The organism is Phenylobacterium koreense (assembly GCF_040545335.1).
Lineage (GTDB): Bacteria > Pseudomonadota > Alphaproteobacteria > Caulobacterales > Caulobacteraceae > Phenylobacterium > Phenylobacterium koreense.
The window spans coordinates 870836-889750 of the sequence record NZ_JBEPLU010000001.1 but is presented as its reverse complement, the minus strand read 5'-3'; the positions used below and the strand labels follow the sequence as shown (position 1 = coordinate 889750).

The 18915-nt window shown below is 68.2% G+C and carries 18 protein-coding genes; 11 read left to right on the top strand and 7 right to left on the bottom strand.

What is annotated here, in order from left to right:
* Positions 1-65 precede the first annotated feature (65 nt).
* The 4 genes from pip to ABID41_RS04405 all read right to left on the bottom strand — a co-directional run bounded on the left by pip (position 66) and on the right by ABID41_RS04405 (position 7267).
* Complete coding sequence (gene pip / locus ABID41_RS04420; protein WP_331932270.1) at positions 66-1145, bottom strand: prolyl aminopeptidase; 1080 nt, start codon at positions 1143-1145, stop codon at positions 66-68.
* 113 nt (positions 1146-1258) lie between these two features.
* Positions 1259-3553 carry a TonB-dependent receptor gene (locus ABID41_RS04415; RefSeq protein ID WP_331932271.1) on the bottom strand — a complete coding sequence of 765 codons (2295 nt, stop codon included), beginning with the start codon at positions 3551-3553 and terminating at the stop codon, positions 1259-1261.
* Between the two features lie 159 nt (positions 3554-3712).
* Positions 3713-5254, bottom strand: coding sequence for a M20/M25/M40 family metallo-hydrolase (locus ABID41_RS04410; RefSeq protein ID WP_331932272.1), 1542 nt, complete (start codon positions 5252-5254; stop codon positions 3713-3715).
* A 264-nt stretch (positions 5255-5518) separates the two neighbouring features.
* The gene (locus ABID41_RS04405; protein ID WP_331932273.1) at positions 5519-7267 is read right to left on the bottom strand and encodes an acyl-CoA dehydrogenase; all 1749 of its coding nucleotides are present in this window, start codon (positions 7265-7267) and stop codon (positions 5519-5521) included.
* Between the two features lie 134 nt (positions 7268-7401).
* Here ABID41_RS04405 and ABID41_RS04400 point away from each other — a divergent pair, with 134 nt between their 5' ends.
* From ABID41_RS04400 to ABID41_RS04370, 7 genes are read left to right on the top strand one after another with little or no spacing between them, the layout of a single operon-like run.
* On the top strand, positions 7402-8007 hold the full coding sequence (locus ABID41_RS04400) for a YceI family protein (RefSeq protein ID WP_331932274.1): 606 nt from the start codon (positions 7402-7404) through the stop codon (positions 8005-8007).
* A gap of 1 nt (position 8008) precedes the next feature.
* Positions 8009-9292 carry a YceI family protein gene (locus ABID41_RS04395; protein WP_354297216.1) on the top strand — a complete coding sequence of 428 codons (1284 nt, stop codon included), beginning with the start codon at positions 8009-8011 and terminating at the stop codon, positions 9290-9292.
* Positions 9223-10188, top strand: a complete 966-nt coding sequence (locus ABID41_RS04390; protein ID WP_331932455.1) for an L-threonylcarbamoyladenylate synthase — start codon at positions 9223-9225, stop codon at positions 10186-10188. The genes ABID41_RS04395 and ABID41_RS04390 overlap by 70 nt, the downstream gene beginning before the upstream one ends.
* A 23-nt stretch (positions 10189-10211) precedes the next feature.
* On the top strand, positions 10212-11621 hold the full coding sequence (locus tag ABID41_RS04385; RefSeq protein WP_331932454.1) for an FAD-binding oxidoreductase: 1410 nt from the start codon (positions 10212-10214) through the stop codon (positions 11619-11621).
* A 7-nt stretch (positions 11622-11628) separates the two neighbouring features.
* On the top strand, positions 11629-12426 hold the full coding sequence (gene yaaA / locus ABID41_RS04380) for a peroxide stress protein YaaA (protein WP_331932453.1): 798 nt from the start codon (positions 11629-11631) through the stop codon (positions 12424-12426).
* 4 nt (positions 12427-12430) lie between these two features.
* A complete protein-coding gene (locus ABID41_RS04375; RefSeq protein WP_331932452.1) occupies positions 12431-13228 on the top strand; it encodes a 3-hydroxybutyrate dehydrogenase in 798 nt (265 codons plus the stop codon).
* Positions 13229-13251: 23 nt separating this feature from the next.
* Positions 13252-13644 (top strand): GFA family protein, encoded by a 393-nt coding sequence (locus ABID41_RS04370; RefSeq protein ID WP_331932451.1) that lies wholly within the window; start codon positions 13252-13254, stop codon positions 13642-13644.
* Here the strand turns inward: ABID41_RS04370 and ABID41_RS04365 are convergent.
* Positions 13641-14009, bottom strand: a complete 369-nt coding sequence (locus tag ABID41_RS04365) for a hypothetical protein (protein WP_331932450.1) — start codon at positions 14007-14009, stop codon at positions 13641-13643. The genes ABID41_RS04370 and ABID41_RS04365 overlap by 4 nt on opposite strands.
* A 139-nt stretch (positions 14010-14148) precedes the next feature.
* Here ABID41_RS04365 and ABID41_RS04360 point away from each other — a divergent pair, with 139 nt between their 5' ends.
* Entirely contained in the window at positions 14149-14931 is a 783-nt protein-coding gene (locus ABID41_RS04360) for an SDR family NAD(P)-dependent oxidoreductase (protein ID WP_331932449.1), read from the top strand.
* 78 nt (positions 14932-15009) lie between these two features.
* A complete protein-coding gene (locus ABID41_RS04355; protein ID WP_331932448.1) occupies positions 15010-15987 on the top strand; it encodes an NAD(P)H-dependent flavin oxidoreductase in 978 nt (325 codons plus the stop codon).
* Positions 15988-16038: 51 nt separating this feature from the next.
* On the opposite strand, the gene wrbA is transcribed toward ABID41_RS04355, so the two are convergent.
* Both wrbA and ABID41_RS04345 read right to left on the bottom strand, forming a co-directional pair.
* A complete protein-coding gene (wrbA, locus tag ABID41_RS04350) occupies positions 16039-16638 on the bottom strand; it encodes an NAD(P)H:quinone oxidoreductase (RefSeq protein ID WP_331932447.1) in 600 nt (199 codons plus the stop codon).
* 64 nt (positions 16639-16702) lie between these two features.
* Positions 16703-17401 (bottom strand): pirin family protein, encoded by a 699-nt coding sequence (locus ABID41_RS04345; protein ID WP_331932446.1) that lies wholly within the window; start codon positions 17399-17401, stop codon positions 16703-16705.
* Positions 17402-17514: 113 nt separating this feature from the next.
* Here ABID41_RS04345 and ABID41_RS04340 point away from each other — a divergent pair, with 113 nt between their 5' ends.
* Together ABID41_RS04340 and ABID41_RS04335 are read left to right on the top strand one after the other, a co-directional pair.
* Positions 17515-18432, top strand: coding sequence for a LysR family transcriptional regulator (locus ABID41_RS04340; protein ID WP_331932445.1), 918 nt, complete (start codon positions 17515-17517; stop codon positions 18430-18432).
* 41 nt (positions 18433-18473) lie between these two features.
* Complete coding sequence (locus tag ABID41_RS04335) at positions 18474-18905, top strand: TIGR02301 family protein (RefSeq protein WP_331932444.1); 432 nt, start codon at positions 18474-18476, stop codon at positions 18903-18905.
* Positions 18906-18915 lie beyond the last annotated feature (10 nt).

The window sequence follows — 18915 nt, the reverse complement described above, 5'->3', positions numbered from 1 at the left end:
CCAGGCCGGACCGGACGTGCGTTTGCGGGCTCGCGGTCATCGCCGCGAGCCCGCTTCCATTTGGGCTAGACTCTCGGCAGGCCGTCCATGATGGCGGTCAGGGCCAGAGCAGTTTCCCGTTCCATGGCGCTGTGGCCCGCATTGGTCATCACGAAGGTCGCCGGCGCGGCGCCATGCTCGGCCAGGGCCGCCACCAGGCGCGAGGCCTGGGGCAGGGGGCAGACCTGGTCGAAGCGGCCATGGACGATATGCATCGGAATCCCGACCAGCTTGCCGACATTGCGCACGATGTAATCCGGCTCCAGGAAGAGCTGGTTGGCGAAGAAGTGGGCCTCGATCTGCGCGAAGCAGAGCGCGAAGTCGGCCTCGCCGAACTTCCCGGAGTCGGCGGTGTCGGGGATCATGTTCGAGATCGTGCCTTCCCAGACCGACCAGGCCAGGGCCGCCTTGAGCTGGCGGGCGCGTTCGGCTTCGGTCTGCGGCGTCATGTCGAAGATCGCCTTGTAGGCGGCCATCATGTCTCCGCGTTCGGCCGGCGGGATGAGCTCGACGAAGGTCTTCCACTCGTCCGGATAGGTGACGTAGGAGCCCGGCTCGGTCAGCGCGTAGGGGGTCTTGTCGAAGACCGCCGCATTGCCCTGGTACATGTAGAGCAGGTCTTCCCGTGTCCCCAGGAAGATGCCGCGCAGGATCAGCGAGGCGACGTTCTCCGGATACCGGATGGCGTAGACGAGGGCCAGGGTGCTGCCCCAACTGCCGCCGAAGACGTGCATCTTGCCCTTGATGCCCAGCGCCTCGCGCAGGGCGTTGATGTCGGTCACCAGATGGTCGGTGGTGTTGTTGGCCAGGGCGATCTTAGGGCCGGCGGAGGCGACGGTCGGCTCACTCTTCCCGCAGCCGCGCTGGTCGAACAGGATCACCCGGTAGCGCGCGGGATCGAAGTAGCGCGACATCACCGGCGCGCAGGCGCCGCCGGGGCCGCCATGCAGGAACATGAGCGGCTCACCATCCGGCGAACCGTACTCTTCCCAATAGAGCTTGTGGTCGGGCGAGACCTGCAGCAGGCCCGAGCGGCCCGCGTCCACGAGGGGATAGGACCACTCGTCGGTGATCTTGCTGGTCGCCTGCAGTTTGGAGAAATCCACGATCTGCTCCCTTCGTCTCTATAGCCGCGGCTTGAACCCTTGCAGGCGGCAAGGTCAAGCGGCGAGACGGGAGAGCTGGGGCCGGCGACGCCTGGCCGCCGACCCCCGCCTTCTTACCTGAACGCCTTGCGCAGGTTCACGCCGATGGTCCGCGGCTGGGCCGAGAACACATAGGTGCGGCCGACCGAGGTGGCGCCGGCGGTCTTCGACAGGATCGCCTCGTCGTTGAACAGGTTCGTCACGAAGAGGTAGGCGCCCCAGTCGCCGTTGTCGGCCTCGACGCCGACCCGCGCGTTCACCAGCTCATAGGCCTTGAGCTTGCGCGCATAGACGTAGCTGGTCCGTAGTTCGTTCCAGGAGCTGCCGACGTGGTTCACGTCGAGGCGCGAGAAGCCGTTGAGGCCCTCGGCCACCGGCCAGACATACTGCACGGCGGCGCCGGCCTGGAACTTCGGCACGTAGGGAATGCGGTCGCCCTTCAGACCGGCGTTCGGGATGGCCCCGCCTGCGCCCGGCTGGTCCTGGGTCAGTTCGGCTTCCATCAGCGAGAAGTTGCCGGTGATCGAGAGGCCGGTGATCGGGTTCACCGCGCCTTCCGCCTCGATGCCGCGGATGCGGGCCTTGCCGGCGTTGCCGATGTAGCTGAACGCGCCGTTCGGCGTGAGCACCCGCACCTGCATGTCGCTCCAGTCGATCTGGAAGATGTCGGCGTTCAGGGTCGCGCGACGATTCCAGAAGGCGGTCTTCACGCCCAGCTCGTAGTTCCAGAGTTGGTCGGATTCATACGGCGTCAGGTTGCCCGGCAGGCCAAGGACCTGGTTGGCGCCGCCCGGGCGATAGCCCTGCGAGGCCTCGGCATAGGCCATGATGTCCGGCGTGAACTGGTAGGAGCCGTTGAACCGGAACATCCAGCCCTTTTCTTCGGACTCCACGCGGGTGGGCGGGGTGACGACAGCACCGACCAGGAGTGAGCCCACGAGGGTCTCGCCGATGATGTCCTTGCTGTACTTGAAGTAGCGGGCGCCGGCGGTGAGGTTGAGCTTGTCGGTGACGTCGAAGGTCAGTTCGCCGAAGCCGGCGTACTGCTTCAGGGTGTCATCGATGTTCCGGCCGGTCATGACCACTTCCGGCCGCAGCAGGGCGCCGGTGACCGGATCTGCGCCGACCTGCGGGTTCCACACCGACGTCTTGCGGTCGGAGAAGAAGCCGCCGAGGGTCCACTGGATCGGCGCCTCGTAGTTCGAGGTGAAGCGCAGCTCGGCCGTGTAGGTGTCCATGTCCTGCTGCGGGTTCAGCGCCGCCGGATGCTGGGTGTCCACATAGGCGTAGTAGGACGAGAGCTGGCCCGCATCGCACGGGGCGCCCTTGTTGGAGAGCGCCTGGCAGCGCGCCGGGGTGCGGAACCCCTCTATGAACTGTGTCACGTCCTGCGTGCTGACCAGTTCGCGCTTCATGTACGAGAACGAGCCCACCGCGGTGATGACGCCGAGGTCCAGGTTGCCGGTGACGCTGTAGAGGTCGAGGTCGTCGGTCAGCGGCTGCTGGGTGCGGGAGTCCGACTTGAACTCGCCGAGGTCCGGGTACCAGCTCGGCGACTCCGCGTCGGTGCGGTTGATGTAGGCGGCGAAGTCGAGGGTGAAGTTCTCGGTCGGCTCGACGCGCAGCAAGGCCCGGCCGCCGTAGGTCTCGGTTTCGTTGATGTCCTTGATGTTCAGGAAGGTGTTGTCGATGTAGCCGGCCTGGTTCCGGTAGAAGCCGACGACGCGGAGCGCGGCCTTGTCCTGCGCCAACGGGATGTTGACCATCCCCTGCGCCTCGTAGTTCCAGTCGCCGGCGCCCTCGGTCTTGGACAGCGACCCGTCGGCCGCCGCTTCGAACTCGTAGGTCGGCTTCTTGTAGATCGTGCGAAGGGTGCCGCCCATGGAGCCGGCGCCATAGAGGGTGCCTTGCGGGCCGCGCAGCACTTCGACCCGGTCGACGTCGAACAGGCGCAGTTCCGGGGTCGAGCCGCCGGCGTTGTTGCCGGCGCCGATCGAGCCGGTCACCGGGGTTTCGTCATAATAGACGCCGACGGTCGGTTCGCCCGCCGCGTTGATCCCGCGGATCACGACGCGGCTGAACGAAGGGCCGCTGTTGACGAAGGTCAGGCCGGGAACGGTCGCGCCCAGGTCGGCGATCGACTGCACGCCGGAATTGGCGATGGTCTCGGAGGTCACCGCCGAGATGGCGATCGGGGTGTCCTGCAGGTTGGTGGCGCGCTTCAGCGCGGTGACGATGACTTCCTCGACCGCCGGCGGCTGCGTCGATTGGGCGAGGGCCGGGCCGCCGACGGCCGCCATGGCCGAGGCGCCCAGCAGGGCGACGCGGAACGTGCGGCCAAGGCCGCGGTTGGAGCGATGCGCTTGCATTTGAGTTCTGTAGTTCCCCCATAGTCCGCCGGCGGGCGGCGGTTTTTCAGATCTGTCGTCGGCCTTGGCGCACTGGAGAGACTTCGGTGCGGTCTCCAGGCCTTGTCGTTATTGGGAAGGGCCGCCCCTTGCGCGGATGCGGCCCCCCGGAGCCGTCGGCTATTTCATCTCGGCCAGGGCGTAGAGGAACTGCACCTGGGCCATGGTCGCATCCACGTAGCCCGCCACTTTCGGGTTGGCGGAGTCGATGACGATGAACTCGTCCGGTGCGTGGGCGCCCGAACCGAAGCCGACGCCGTAATGGATGGCGGGCTTGTTGACCGGCGGCTGGGTGAACAGCGAGCCCGGCCACGAGCCGGGGCTGCGCGGCGACAGGGTCACCGGGATGTTCATCTTCTTGTAGGCCGCCAGGGCCGCCTGGACGACGCGGGCGTCCTCGGCGGTTTCGGTCGGGTCGTAGCCGCCGGAGACGTTGATCGCCACGTCCTGGAAGCCGCGCTTGTCGAGGTGGGCGCGCAGTTGCTTGACCGTGTCCTCATAGGTCTGGTTCGGGACCATGCGGATCTCGATCTTGGCTTCGGCCTTGCTAGGCAGGATGCTCTTGCCGCCCGGCCCCGTGTAGCCGCCGACCAGGCCTTGCAGGTTGATGGTCGGCTGGGAGAGCAGGCGCTCGATCGACTTCTCGTAGCTGAGATTGTCGATCCAGGCCTTGTTGCCGTAGGCCTGCTTGATCGCGTCTTCGTTGGTCTTCTTGGCGAGCTGGGCGATCAGTTCCTTCTCGCGGGCGGACAGCGGACGGACCTTGTCCATGAAGCCGTCGAGGGTCGGGGTGTTGCCGTCAGGCGTGGTCAGGGTGGCCAGGGCCTGGACCAGGCGCCAGATCGGGCTGTCGATGCGGGCCTTTTCCGAGGAGTGGATGTCGGTCTTCGGGCCGATGCCGGTCTTGGCTCCGTCCACGGTGAGCTGCAGCTCGACCGGGCCCTTTGCGCCCAGGGTGAAGGAGACTTCGCCGGTCAGGCGGTCCTGCGCCGGGCCGGGCACGTAGATGCCTTCGCACTTCTCGAGGACCGGCAACACCTTCGGGTGGGTGGCGATCTGGCGGAAATGGGTGGAGGCGATCTCTTCCTCGCCCTCGCAGATCAGGGCGATGTTGACCGGCGGCTTCTTGCCGGTGGCGCGCATGGCGCGCAGGGCGTTCAGCAGGGTGATCTGGCCGCCCTTGGAGTTGGTCGATCCGCGGCCGACCATCACCGTGCCGAACGGAGCCTTCTCGACCAGCCGGCCTTCCAGCGGCGGGCTCGACCATTCCTTCGGGTCGAACTGCTTGACGTCGTACATGAAATAGACGCCGACCCAGCGCGGGGCGCCGACGTCCAGGGTGGCGAACACGCCCGAAACCCCGTCGGTCGGAATGATCTCGGCGGTGGTGAAGCCCGCTTCCCTGGCGATCTTCGCCATGTACTCGGGGCCTTCCTTCACGTTCATGCCCTCGGCGGCGACGGTCGGAAGCGCGATCCACTCCTGCAGGCGCTTGATCGCATCGGCCTTGTCGGCCTCGACCGCCTTCCGGATCACCGCGATATCGGCTGCGGCCGCGCTGGCCGCGGCCGGCGACAGGAACGCGCCAGCGGCTGCGGCTGCTGCAGCGCCGGCCATCAGGGCGCGGCGGTCCGTCGAAACGCGGTCGTACTGGTCAGACATTTCTACTCCCGATGAGCGGTGCTCGTTATTCTTCATTGTCGTGGCGCAGGCGCGCGCACGCCGGCGGGGCAAAAAATCCCGCTGTGGTGCAGCTACAGAGAAAGTCTCGACTCGCCAAGCCGCCGAACGGCGGGGTGGGTCGGCAAAATCAACCCTATGCTCAAGATTGAGGCTTCGGCGCCACAGAGCGTGGCCGTTGAGCTCGCACAAGGTGCAGGTTGTCCGTGCTCACCCGTTTTCCTGGTGCTGGCGTCGCGCGCCTCGTCAGGCTTCCAGCGCCTCGAAGGTGACCGCTTCCAGGTCGGCGGCGCCGTCCATCAGCCCGTCGGCGAGTCCTGGGGCCCCCGCGAGCACCTGGCCGGCATAGAGCCGCGCGAGGGCGGCCTTGCTGCGCGACCAGTCGTCGGCCGCCCCCGCAGTCGCTTGGGCCTGCCGGGCGAGCATCCAGCCGCCGATCACGTCGCCGGCCAGCTCCAGGTAAGGCGTGGCGGCCGCAAGCGCGTTCGGCCCCTTGTTCTCGATCACCCAGTCGGTGGCGCGCTCCAGCGCCCGGACGCCGGCTTCCAGGCGTTCGGCGACGCTCTTCAGCTCCGCATCGCCCCTCAGTTCCTCGATGGTGGCGTGGACGTCGGCGCACAGGGCGTCCATCACCGCGCCGTTCTCCATGCCGACCTTGCGGCCGATCAGGTCGATGGCCTGGATGCCGTTGGCGCCCTCGTAGATCGGGGCGATCCGGGCGTCGCGGTAATACTGGGCCGCGCCGGTCTCTTCGATGAAGCCCATGCCGCCATGGATCTGCACGCCGAGCGAGGCCACCTCGACCCCGATGTCGGTGGACCAGGCCTTGGCGATCGGGGTCAGCAGCTCCTGGCGCGCCCGGGCGGCGTTGCGCTCAGCCTCGCTGGGGGCCAGGCGGGCCCGGTCAGCCAGGACGCCGGTGGTCATGCAGATCCCGCGCGCCGCCTCGATCTTGGCCTTCATCAGCATCAGCGAGCGGCGCACGTCCGGGTGGCCGAAGAGCGGGGCTGGGTACTCGGCCGACCAGACCGCCCGGCCCTGGCGGCGCTCCTGGCTGAACGCCAGGGCCTGCTGGAAGGCCCGCTCGGCGATGGCGACGCCCTGCACGCCGACCTGCAGGCGCGCGGCGTTCATCATGACGAACATATGCGCCAGGCCGTTGTTCAGCTCGCCGACTAGCTCGGCCCTGGCGCCTTCGAACAGCATCACGCAGGTGGGCGAGCCGTGGATGCCCAGCTTGTGCTCGATCGAGGCCGGGCGAAGGTCGTTGGCCGCGCCCGGCTGACCGGCGTCGTCGATCAGGTATTTCGGCGCCAGGAAGAGGGAGATGCCCTTCACGCCGGGCGGGGCGTCGGGGAGGCGGGCCAGGACCAGGTGGCAGATGTTCTCCGCCGCGTCGTGGTCTCCCCAGGTGATGAAGATCTTCTGGCCGGTCAGGCGATAGCCGCCCTGGCCGTCGGGTTCGGCGCGGGTGGTGATAGCCGCCAGATCCGAGCCGGCCTGCGGCTCGGTGAGATTCATGGTCCCGGTCCACTCGCCGGAGACCAGCCTGGGCAGGACGAGCTGCTTCTGGCGCTCGGTCCCGTGCAGGTGCAGGGCTTCGATCGCGCCCTGGGTCAGCATCGGGCAGAGGCCGAAGGCCATGTTCGAGGCGTGGACCATCTCGAACACCGCCAGCTCCATGGCCTTGGTCAGGCCCTGGCCGCCATATTCCGGATCGGCCGACAGGGAGTTCCAGCCGCCGGCGACGAAGGCCCGGTAGGCGTCGGCGAAGCCGGGCGCGGCGGTGACCTTGCCGTTGGCGTATTTCGCGCCGACCTGATCGCCCACACGGTTCAGCGGCGCGAGCTCCTCCTGCGTGAACGCGCCGGCTGCCTGCAGCACAGCCGCGACGGTGTCCTCGTCCAGTTCGCTGAAGCTCTGGCCGATCAGGGCGGGGTGGCCGGCGATCTTGAGGGCGAGGGCGAGGTCGCGGATAGGCGCGCGGAAGGACATGCGAGGCTCCGGAGGTGTGACTGCTGTTTAGGCTGCCCGGCGCCTCCGGGCCATCACGGTTTCGTGTGCTTCAGGCCGGTCGCTCCGGGCGCAAACTCCACCATCTGAGGCCGGCCGCCCAGAAGAGGCCCAGTATGTCGCTGCGTACCGTGACGATCGCCGCATTGTTGCTGATGACTGCGGGCGAGGCCGCGGCCAGTCCGACCAGTCGCGATCCCCTCAAGGCGCCCAAGGGCGAGTACGTCATCGACAAGGCTCATGCGAGCCTCGTCGCCCGCGTCAGCCACATGGGATTTTCCCACTACACGATGCGCTTCGACAGGATTGCGGGCCAGTTCGCCTATGATCCTGCCGCCTGGTCCTCGACCCAGGCGGTCATCACCGTCGACCCGGCGTCGGTGAGCACCGGCAATCCCGACTTCGACCGCCAGATCGCCGGCTCCCAGTTCTTCGACGCCGCGAAGTACCCGCAGATCACCTTCGTCACCTCCGCGATCGAGGCGCATGACGACGGCCTCGGCAGGATCGACGGCCAGCTCACCTTTCATGGGGTCACCCGGCCGGTCAGCCTGGACGTCGCCTTCAACGGCGTCGGCCCAGGCATGCTGGGCGTGGGCGTCCGGCTCGGCTTTTCCGGAACCGCCCACATCAAGCGGTCGGACTTCGGCGTCACGGCGGTGAGCCCGCTGGTCGGCGACGACGTCGACCTTGTCTTCGAAGCCGAGTTCACCAGGAAGTAGTATGCCGAATACCCCGGGGCGCGATCGCTACAGCGCCGTCGCCATCATCCTGCATTGGCTGATCGCGGCCATGATCGTCTTCCAGGTGATCCTCGGCTGGCGGATGGACGGGCGTACGCCGCAGGGCTTCGCCCTGATGCAACTGCACAAGTCGGTCGGGATCACGATCCTGCTGCTCAGCCTGGGGCGGCTGACCTGGCGGCTCGGCCATCGGCCGCCGCCGCTGCCGGCGACCATGGCGGCCTGGGAGCGCTGGCTGGCCCGCATCGCCCATGTCGGGCTCTACGTCATCATGATCGGCATGCCGATCACCGGGTGGATCATGGTCTCCACCAGCCGGATCCAGGTGCCGACCTTGCTCTATGGCGCGGTCCCCTGGCCGCACATTCCGGGCCTGGCGCATCTGGAAGGTCCCGCAAAGGCCGCATGGAACAGCTTCGGCGAAGCCGGGCACGAGACCCTGGCCTGGGGCGCCTATATCCTGGTCGCCCTGCATGTAGCCGGCGCGCTCAAGCACCAACTGTTCGGCCGCGACGAGCCGGTCCTCGCGCACATGGCGCCCGGCGCGAAGGCCGGGAGCTGGTTCGACCCGCGGCTGATCGTGATCGCGGTCGCGGCCCTGGGGGTGATCGGCGCCGGCTACGCCGTCCAGCCCCGGCCGCCGCAGTCCAAACCACTGCCGGCGCCAGTCATCGCTGCCGAGCCCGAGGTCGCCGCACCGTTGCCGGTGTCGGTTCCGGCCGAAGCGCCCGCTGCGGCCCCGGAGTCGGAGAAGGCCGCGGCCCGCGAGCCGTCCGCCTGGACGGTGAACCAGGGCTCGACCCTGGGCTTCTCGACGTCCTGGGGCGGCAACGCCATCGACGGGCGCTTCGACCGCTGGACCGCCGATGTCCGCTTCAGCCCCGAGGCGCTGGACAAGTCGAAGGTGAGCGTCAGCATCGATCTCGCCTCCGCCGTCACCGGCGATCCCCAGCGCGACCAGAGCATCGGCGGCGCCGACTGGTTCGACATCGGCGAGCATCCGAGGGCCACCTTCACCGCCAGCCGCTTCGAGAAGACCGGGACGGATCGCTATGTCGCCCATGGCCAGCTCACCCTGCGGGGTGTGACCAAGCCCCAGCGGCTGCCCTTCACCCTCAAGATCGAGGGCGACAAGGCGCGGGTCAGCGGTGTAACCACCCTCGACCGCACGGCCTTTGGCGTCGGACAGGGCGAGTGGACGAGCACCGATCAAATTCCGGCCGAGGTGAAGGTCAGCGTGAAGCTGACGGCGACGCGGCGATAGAGGCCGCCGCGCAGGCCCTGCGCCGCGGCGAGCTGGTCATCCTGCCGACCGAGACGGTCTATGGCCTGGCGGGTGATGCGGCGAACCCGCAGGCGGTGGCCGCCATCTTCGAGGCCAAGGGGCGGCCGAGCTTCAATCCGCTGATCTCGCATGTGGCCGACCTGGCCGCCGCTGAGCGGATCGCCCGGTTCGACGAACGCGCCCGCGCCCTGGCCCGGACCTTCTGGCCCGGCCCCCTGACGCTGGTGTTGCCGATCGCCGAGGACACAGCAGTCAGCGACCTGGCCCGCGCCGGCCTCGACACAGTGGCGGTGCGCGTTCCTGCCCACTCGACGGCTCGCGCTCTGCTCGCGCGCTTCGGCGGCCCGGTGGTGGCGCCTTCGGCCAATCGCTCGGGCCGGCCCAGCCCCACCACCTATGCCGACGCCATGGAAGAGACCGGCGACAAGGTCGGCGCCTCGCTGGATGGCGGACCTTGCGAGGTTGGGCTGGAATCCACGGTGGTGGCCCTGCTCGACGTTCCGCGGCTGCTGCGACCGGGGGCGGTGACGCGGGCCGAACTCGAGGCGGTGATCGGCCCTCTGGCCGAGGCCGAGGTCGACGCCAAGCGCTCTCCGGGGCGGCTGGCCCGGCACTATTCGCCCAAGGCGCCGGTGCGCCTCAACGCCACCCACGCCGAGCCGGGCGAAGCCTTCCTGGCCTTCGGCCCTGGCCAGCATCGCTGGAACCTCAGCCCCTCGGGCGATCTGCGCGAGGCGGCCGCGCGGCTCTTCGCCTACTTGCGCGAGGCCGACCGGACCGATCCTGTCGCCATCGCCGTTGCGCCGATCCCTTTCGAAGGGCTCGGCGAGGCCATCAACGACCGACTGAAGCGCGCCGCCGGCTTTGTCGGCTAGGCCCCGGGGGCTAGACTGGCGACATGACTCTCTCCGTGCCCGCCGACGTCATTTCCCGCCTCAAGGTCGTGCTCGGCGAGGGCGGCTGGAGCCAGGACCCGGACCGCCTGGCGCCCAAGCTGGTCGAGTGGCGCGACCGCTGGCACGGGACGACGCCGTTCCTCGCCTTGCCGAAATCGACATCGGAGGCCGCCGCAGTGGTCGGGATCTGCGCCGAGGCGGGCGTTCCCATCGTGCCTCAAGGCGGCAATACCGGCCTGGTGGGCGGCCAGATTCCGCTGGGTGAGATCCTGCTCTCCACCGAGCGCCTGCGGGCCATCCGCGATATCGACACCTTCGACGACGTGCTCGTCGCCGAGGCCGGCGTCACCCTGGAGGCGGTGCATGAGGCGGCCCTGGCCAACGGCCGCCGCTTCCCGCTCGACCTGGCCTCGCAAGGCACGGCGACCATCGGCGGCGTGGTCTCCACCAATGCCGGCGGCACCGCCGTCCTGCGCTATGGCAATACGCGCGACCTGGTGTTGGGCCTGGAGGCGGTGCTGCCCAATGGCGAGATCTGGAACGGGCTGAAGCGCCTGCGCAAGGACAATACCGGCTACGACCTCAAGCAACTGCTCATCGGCGCCGAGGGAACGCTCGGCGTGGTCACCGCCGCGGCCCTGAAGCTATTTCCGGTGCTGGTCTCCCGCGCCACCGCCATCGCCGCGGTCGAAACGCCCGAGGCGGCGTTGAAGCTGCTGGTCCGCGCCAAGGACGAGGCCGGCGGGGCGGTGGAGGCCTTCGAGCTGATGGGCCGGCGCGGCCTGGAGTTCGTACTGAAGAACATTCCCGGCCAACGGGACCCGCTGGCGGAGGTCCATCCCTGGTACGTGCTCGTCGAGATCGCATCGGGAGAGCCGGGCGCGGCCGAGTCCGCCCTGGAGCGGCTGCTGACCACCGCGGCCGAGGAAGGGTTGATCCGCGACGCGGTGATCGCTCAGAGCGCGGCCCAGGCCAAGGCCCTCTGGTCGCTGCGCGAGAACCAGTCCGCCGGCCAGAAGCCGGAAGGGGCGACCTGGAAGCACGACGTCTCGGTCCCGGTCAGCCGGGTGGCCGAGTTCCTAAAGGTCACTACCGAGCGGATGGAGGCCCTGGTTCCCGGGGCGCGGGTGACGGCCTTCGGCCACATGGGCGACGGAAATATCCACTACGACGTCATCCGGCCGGAGGGGGGCGACGACGCCCGCCACTCGGCCATGCGCGCGGAGGGTTCGCGGATCGTCCACGACATCGTCGCCTCCATGGGCGGTTCGATCTCGGCCGAGCATGGGCTGGGCTCGATGAAGACCGAGGAGGCCCGGCGCTATAAGTCGCCGGTCGAGGTTGCGGCCCTCACGGCGATCCGGCAAAGCCTGGACCCTGGGCGGATCATGAATCCGCGAGTCCATTTCTGAGCAGGCAATGCTGATCGTCATCTCTCCGGCCAAGGCGCTGGATTTCACGGCTCCTGAGCGCGCCGCGCCCGTGACCACCCCGGAGATGGCCGCCGACATCGCCGAACTGGCCGTCACCGCCAAGAAGCTGAAGACCGGCGACCTGAAGCGGATGATGGACCTTTCGGACAAGCTGGCGCAGTTGAACCGCGAGCGCTTCCAGGCCTTCGATCCGGCCATGGAGGACGGCCTGCAGGCGGCCTTCGCCTTCAACGGCGACGTCTATTCCGGCCTGAAGGCTCGCGAACTGGACAAGAAGGGCCTGGCCCATGCGCAAAAGCACCTGCGCATCCTTTCCGGGCTCTATGGCCTGTTGCGCCCGCTGGACGCCATCCAGCCCTATCGCCTGGAGATGGGCGTCCGCATCAAGACCAAGCGGGGCGGCAGCCTCTACGACTTCTGGGGGGACCGGATCGCCAAGGGGCTGAACGAGGCGGCGCGCGGCCACAAGGACGCGACCTTGGTGAACTGCGCCAGCCAGGAGTACTTCGGGGCGGTGGACCGGAAGGCCCTGACCGTTCCGGTGGTCACGGCCAAGTTCCTTGAAGAGAAGGATGGATCGGCCAAGATCATCTCCTTCTACGCCAAGAAGGCGCGGGGGCTGATGGCGCGCTACGCCATCGACCACGGCATCGAAAAGGCCGACGACCTTCGGGCGTTCGACTACGAAGGCTATCGGTTCCAGAAGGACGCCTCGAGCGACGCCGAGTGGGTGTTCTCGCGGCCCCAACCTCCGCCGCCCTCGGCGGCTCGAAAAAAGGACTGACCGCATGGCCGTCGATTATGGGCTGCAGGGACAGGTCGCCGTCATCACCGGATCGACCAGCGGGATCGGGCAGGCCCTGGCGACGGCGCTGGCGGAGCAGGGTGTCAATGTGGTGCTCAATGGCTTCGGCGATCCGGCCAAGATCGAGGCCGACCGCCGGGCGCTGCAGGAGCGGACCAACGCCGCGGTCCGCTATCATGGCGCTGACATGAGCAAGCCGCAGGAGATCAACGACCTCATCGACTATGCGGTGAGCGAGTTCGGCCGGCTGGACATCCTGGTCAACAACGCCGGCATCCAGCACGTCGCGCCGGTGGAGGAGTTCCCGCCGGAGAAGTGGGACGCGCTGATCGCCATCATCCTGTCCTCGACCTTCCACGCCAGCCGTGCGGCCATTCCGATCATGAAGGCCCAGGGGCGCGGGCGGATCGTCAACATCGCCTCGGCGCATGGCCTGGTGGCCTCGCCGTTCAAGGCGCCCTATGTCGCGGCCAAGCATGGGGTGGTCGGCTTCACCCGGGCTCTGGGCGTCGAGCTGGCGCGCACCGGGATCACCGCCAACGCCATCTGTCCCGGCTATGTGAAGACCCCGCTGATCGAGGCGCAGATCGTCGACCAGGCCAAGACCCGCGGCATCCCGGAAGACCGGGTGATGGAGGATGTCATCCTCGCCGCCCAACCGACCAAGAAGTTTGTCGAGTACGAGCATCTGGCCGGCATGCTGCTCTACTTGGTCTCGGATCTTGGCGCGTCGGCGACCGGCTCGGCCATGGTGGTGGACGGCGGCTGGACCGCCACCTGACGTCGTCCGAAAGGAGGCGTGGCATGGCACGTTTCACCGGCGGCTGTCTATGCGGCGACGTTCGCATCGAGGCGACGGGCCGGCCCTATCGCGTCGGCCTCTGTCACTGCCTCGAGTGCCGCAAGCATCACGGGGCGCTGTTCCACGCCTCGGCCATATTCCCGCAAGGCTCGGTGACGATTAGCGGCGAGCCGCACGATTATGCCGGGCGGTTCTTCTGCCCCCGCTGCGGTTCGTCGGTCTTCTCGCGCACTGGAGACGAAGTCGAGGTGAACCTGGGTTCGCTTGACGCGCCCAACCAGCTGCGGCCGACCTATGAGATCTGGACCATCCGCCGCGAGGCGTGGTTGCCGCCGTTCCCGCTCGAGCGACACTACGAACGCGACCGCGACGCCACCAGCCGCACTGAAGATTAGCGCCCAGTACGGTCGGCCGGGCCGGGCATTCGCCAGCCGCCCGGCGTCGGCGCCGGCTTGGCCGTCGGTTCCCACGGTTCGGTGACACGTCCCCAGACCTCGCGCCGAAGCACCGGATCGTTCCGGACCATGCTGTCGGGCGGGGTGATGCCTCGGCCGTGCCCATCGGAAGTTCCCCAGCGCCGCCGATCCGTGGAGGTCGTCCGCATGACGCCGTCCTTGTCCGGATGGCGCTCTGTGATGTGTCCGTCGGCCTCTCGGCAGATCGAGCCGCCGTCCGGAGTGGGAATGCATCCCGGGCTCTTGGCGAGGGCCGGGGGTGAAGCCAGCAAGGTCGCGGCAATGGCGATTGCAAAGGTGCGCATGGGCCTACTCCAGCGGGCGTGTCCGAAGCTACCGCCTCGACGCCCTTCCGCAAAGCCGTCGCTCGCGGCGAGCTTGACGGCCGCGGCGTCAGCCCGCTCCCCTTCGTCTCAACGCCTGTTGGAACAGCGAGGAAGCGCCTTGGCCTACAAACCCTTCGATCTCACCGGCAAGGTGGCCCTGGTGACCGGCGGCAACGGCGGCATCGGCCTTGGCATGGCCGAAGCGCTGGCCCAGGCCGGCGCCGACATCGTCATCTGGGGCTCGAATCCGAAGAAGAACGCCGACGCCGAAGCTCGGCTCAAGCAGGCCGGCGTGCGGGTGCTCAGCCAGATCGTCAACGTCGCCGACGAGAAGACCGTCATCGCCGGCATGGCCGAGGCCGTGGCCAGGATGGGCCGGGTCGACACGGTGATCGCCAACGCCGGCATCGGCGGCGGCGCAAGGTCCTTCGCCGAGTTCGACACCGAGACCTATCGCAAGGTCCTGTCGGTTAATCTCGACGGCGTCTTCTTCACCTTCCGGGAAGCCTGCAAGCACATGGTCGAGCGGGCAGGACAGGGCGACGCCGGCGGCTCGCTGGTGGCCATTTCCTCGCTCTCGGCCGTCGACGGCGCCCCGCGCAACGAGGCCTACGCCGCCACCAAGGGCGCGCTGATCCCGATGGTCCGGGCGATCGCGGTGGAGCACGCGCGCTATGGCGTCCGCGCCAACGCCATCCTGCCGGGCTGGATCGCCACCGACATGACCGCCGGCGCCCAGGGCAACGAAAAGTTCGAGGAAAACGTCATCCGGCGCGTACCGATGCGCCGCTGGGGCCGGCCGGAGGATTTCGGTGGCATGGCGGTCTATTTCGCCTCCGACGCCTCTGCCTTCCACACTGGCGACCAGGTGCTGATCGACGGCGGCTACGCAGTCTTCTGATCGCTAACGTCAGGTCATGGTTCCCATGACCCGGCGGCTGGGCCATCCTTCGCTCAAACAAAGGACCGGAGGAACGCTATGACCCTGCACACGCCGCTTTGCGACCTCTTGGGCGTAAAGCATCCGATCATGCTGGCCGGCATGGGCGGGGTTTCCTATGGCGAGCTGGTGGCCGCGGTGTCGAACGCCGGCGGCTATGGCGTGCTCGGCATGGCGGGCCGCACGCCCGAGTTCATTCGCGATGAGATGCGCAAGGTGCGCAGCCTCACCGACAAGCCGTTCGGCGTCGATCTGCTGGCGGCATCGCCGGAAAGCCTGACCGCCTCAGTGGACATCATCATCGAAGAGGGCGCTTCCAGCTTCGTCGCCGGCTTGGGCGTGCCCATGCCGATCATGGAGCGGCTCAAGAAGGCCGGCCTGAAGGTCATGGTGGTCTGCGGCGCCGTCAAACATGCGGTAAAGGCCGAGCAGGCCGGCTGCGACGCGGTGATCTGCCAGGGCGGCGAGGGCGGCGGTCACACGGGGCTTGTCGGCACCATGCCGCTGGTCGCCCAGGCTGTGGAGTCGGTGAAGATTCCGGTGGTCGCGGCGGGCGGCCTCTATGATGGGCGAGGGCTGGCCGCGGCCCTGACCCTGGGCGCCACCGGCGTTTGGATGGGCACTCGCTTCATCGCTTCGAAAGAGGCGCACGCCGGCCAGATGTACCGCGAGGCGGTGCTGGAGGCTTCGGACGAGGACACCGTCCGCACCCGCTCCTATTCCGGCAAGCCGATGCGGGTGAAAAAGAACCCTTATGTCGAGGACTGGGAGAAGCGCCCGCAAGACATCCAGCCCTTCCCGATGCAGGCGGCGCTGTCTTCCCGAGAAGGCGTGATGGGCGGTATCGGCGGTCAGATCGAGGGGCTCGATCCCGACCGCTCCTGTTTCGCGATGGGCCAGTCGGCCGGTGGTATCCATGAGGTGCTGCCCGCCGCCGAGATCGTGGCCAGCCTGATGAAGGAGGCCGAGGCGGCGATCGACCGGACGGCCAAGCTGCGGGCCATGGCCAACGCCTAGGGCAAAGAAGAAGAACGCCCGCCTCCGGGGCTGACGGAGGCGGGCGTTTGATCAGGCCGTGACCTTGGCCGCGACCTGCGCGATGTGGCGGCCCTGGAAGCGGGCGCCTTCCAGCTCGTTGGCGCTCGGCTGGCGCGAGCCGTCGCTGCCGGTGATGGTCGAGGCGCCGTAGGGGCTGCCGCCGGTGATCTCATCCAGGCGCATCTGGCCGGCCCAGGCGTAGGGCAGGCCGACGACGACCATGCCGTGGTGCAGCAGTTGGGTGATGGTCGAGATGATCGTGGTCTCCTGGCCGCCGTGTTGGGTTGCGGTCGAGGTGAACACGCCGCCGACCTTGCCGACCAGCGCGCCCTTGGCCCAGAGGCCGCCGGTCTGATCCCAGAAGGACGCCATCTGGCCGGCCATGCGGCCATAGCGCGTACCGACGCCCACGATGATCGCATCGTATTCGGCCAGATCGGCGACCGTGGCGATCGGAGCTTCCTGATCGAGCTTGTAGCCCGACGACCGGGCAAGGTCCTCCGGCACGGTTTCCGGGACACGCTTGATGTCCACGGCGGCGCCGGCTTCGCGCGCGCCTTCGGCAACGGCCTTGGCCATGGCTTCGAGGTGGCCGTAGGTTGAATGATAGAGGACGAGAACCTTGGTCATCTGACGTTCCTGCTGATTGACGAGATGGAGAACGGCCCGGGCCACAGCGGCCCGGGCCGTCCGATTAGGCGGCGTCCACCAGGACGAGCTCGGCGTCCTCGATGGCGGTGACGCGGATGGTGTCGACGTCGCGGATGGCGAGGCCGTCGCGGGCCTTGGCCTTCACGCCGTTGACCTCGATCTGCCCGGTCGCCGGAACCAGGTAGGCGTAGCGGCCCTGGCCGAGTTGATACTCGGTGGTTTCGCCCGCCTTCAGGGTCGCGCCGGACACCCGGCCGTCGGCGCGGATCGGCAGGGCGTCGGCGTCGCCTTCGATCCCGCTGGCGAGCGTCACGAACTTCCCGGCGCGATCACCCTTGGGGAAGGGCTTGGCGCCCCACGAGGGCTCCCCACCGGCCTTGGTCGGCAGGATCCAGATCTGAAACAGCGTCGTGGACTCGGCCTCGACATTGTATTCGGCGTGGCGGATGCCCGAGCCGGCGCTCATCACCTGCACGTCGCCCGCCTCGGTGCGGCCCTTGTTGCCCAGGCTATCCTGGTGGGTGATGGCGCCTGTGCGGACATAGGTGATGATTTCCATGTTCGCGTGCGGGTGGGGCGGAAAGCCGGAGTTCGGCGCGATCACGTCGTCGTTCCAGACGCGCAGGGCGCCCCAGTTGGTCCGCTTCGGGTCGTGATAGTCGGCGAACGAGAAGTGATGCTTGGCGTCGAGCCAGCCGTGGTTGGCGCCGCCGAGGGTTTCGAAAGGACGAAGCTCGATCATCGGTAAGGTCTCCCTTGGGCGGTCCGTCTTGCGACCGCCGTTCGAGAAAAAGGTAGCGATCGCCGGAGATTTAGAAATAGAAACGATCGAAATGGACCGTTTCCAAATTTGATATGGCGAAACTTCCTGACTTCGAAGCCTGGGCGATCTTCGCGCGGGTTGCAGAGACCGGCTCCTTCGCCGCCGCGGCCGAGGAGCTTGAGCTCTCCAAGGCTACGGTGTCGAAGGCGGTCGGCCGCCTTGAAGCGCGGCTGGGGGCGGGCCTGTTCCATCGGACCTCCCGCCGGCTGTCGATGACGGAAAGCGGTCGCGCCGCGCTGGAGCGCGCCAACCGCATCCTGGCCGAGGGCGAGGCGGTGGAGGCCGAGACGGCGGCGCAGTCGGCCATGCCTCGGGGCCTCGTGCGGCTCGCCGCGCCCATGTCCTTCGGCATGCTGCACGTCGGGCCGATCCTGCCGGACTTCCTGGCCCGATATCCCGAGGTCTCCATCGACCTGCACCTGGCCGACCAGAAGATCGACCTGGTCGCCGAGGGCTACGACCTGGCGATCCGCATCGCCCGGCTGGCGGACTCTTCGCTGCTGGCGCGCAAGCTCTGCGACATGCGCGTGCTGCTCGTGGGTGCGCCGCGCTATTTCGAAGCCTTCGGCGAGCCGCAGCATCCCCGCGACCTCGTCCGCCACCGCTGCTTCACCTATTCGAACGTCGACAGCCCGGACGTCTGGCGCTTCAGCCACGCCACGGAGGGCGAGCAGGCCGTGACTGTCGCCGGCCCCATGCGGGTCAACAACGCCGAGGTCCTGACCGCCTCCCTGCAGGCCGGACTGGGCGTGGCGCTGCAGCCGGAGTTCATCTGCTGGCGCGAACTGCGGGCCGGGACCTTGCAGGCAGCGATGTGCGACTGGACCCCGCCGCAGCCGGCCCTGCACATCGTCAGTCCGCCGGGACGCCTGCGGCCGGCCCGGGTGAAGGTGCTGTCGGACTTCCTGGCCGAGCGCCTCGCCGCCACGCCCTGGGCGACGGGCGCCTAGCGCCGGGTGACAAGCGCGCCTGCGAGGACTTAAGTGCCGCCATGCGTCCAGCCCTCATAATCACCATCGCCTTGGCGGCGACGCCTGTCCTTGCTCAGGAGCGCCCGCCCGAGATGCGCGGGACCCTGACCAGCCTTACGCGGGTGCTTGGCGAGGCCCACGCTCTGCGCCAGGCCTGCGAGGGGCGCGAGGACCAGTACTGGCGATCGCGCATGTCGCGGCTGATGGAGACCGAGCAGCCCGATCCGGCTTTCGAAGCCCAGCTCAAGGATGGCTTCAACGCCGGGTTCGCGGAGGCCAAGCGGCTCCATCCCGTCTGTGGCGACGACGCCCGCCAGGCGATGGCCCTGGCCGCGGTCCGTGGGCGGGAGATCGCTGGAAAGTTGGCTCACGCCAAATATCGGGTGAGCGTCCTGCCGCCGCTGCCGGAAGTTGAACAGGAGGGCGTGACGGCCGAACCCTTGCCGCGTTAGGGTGACCGGC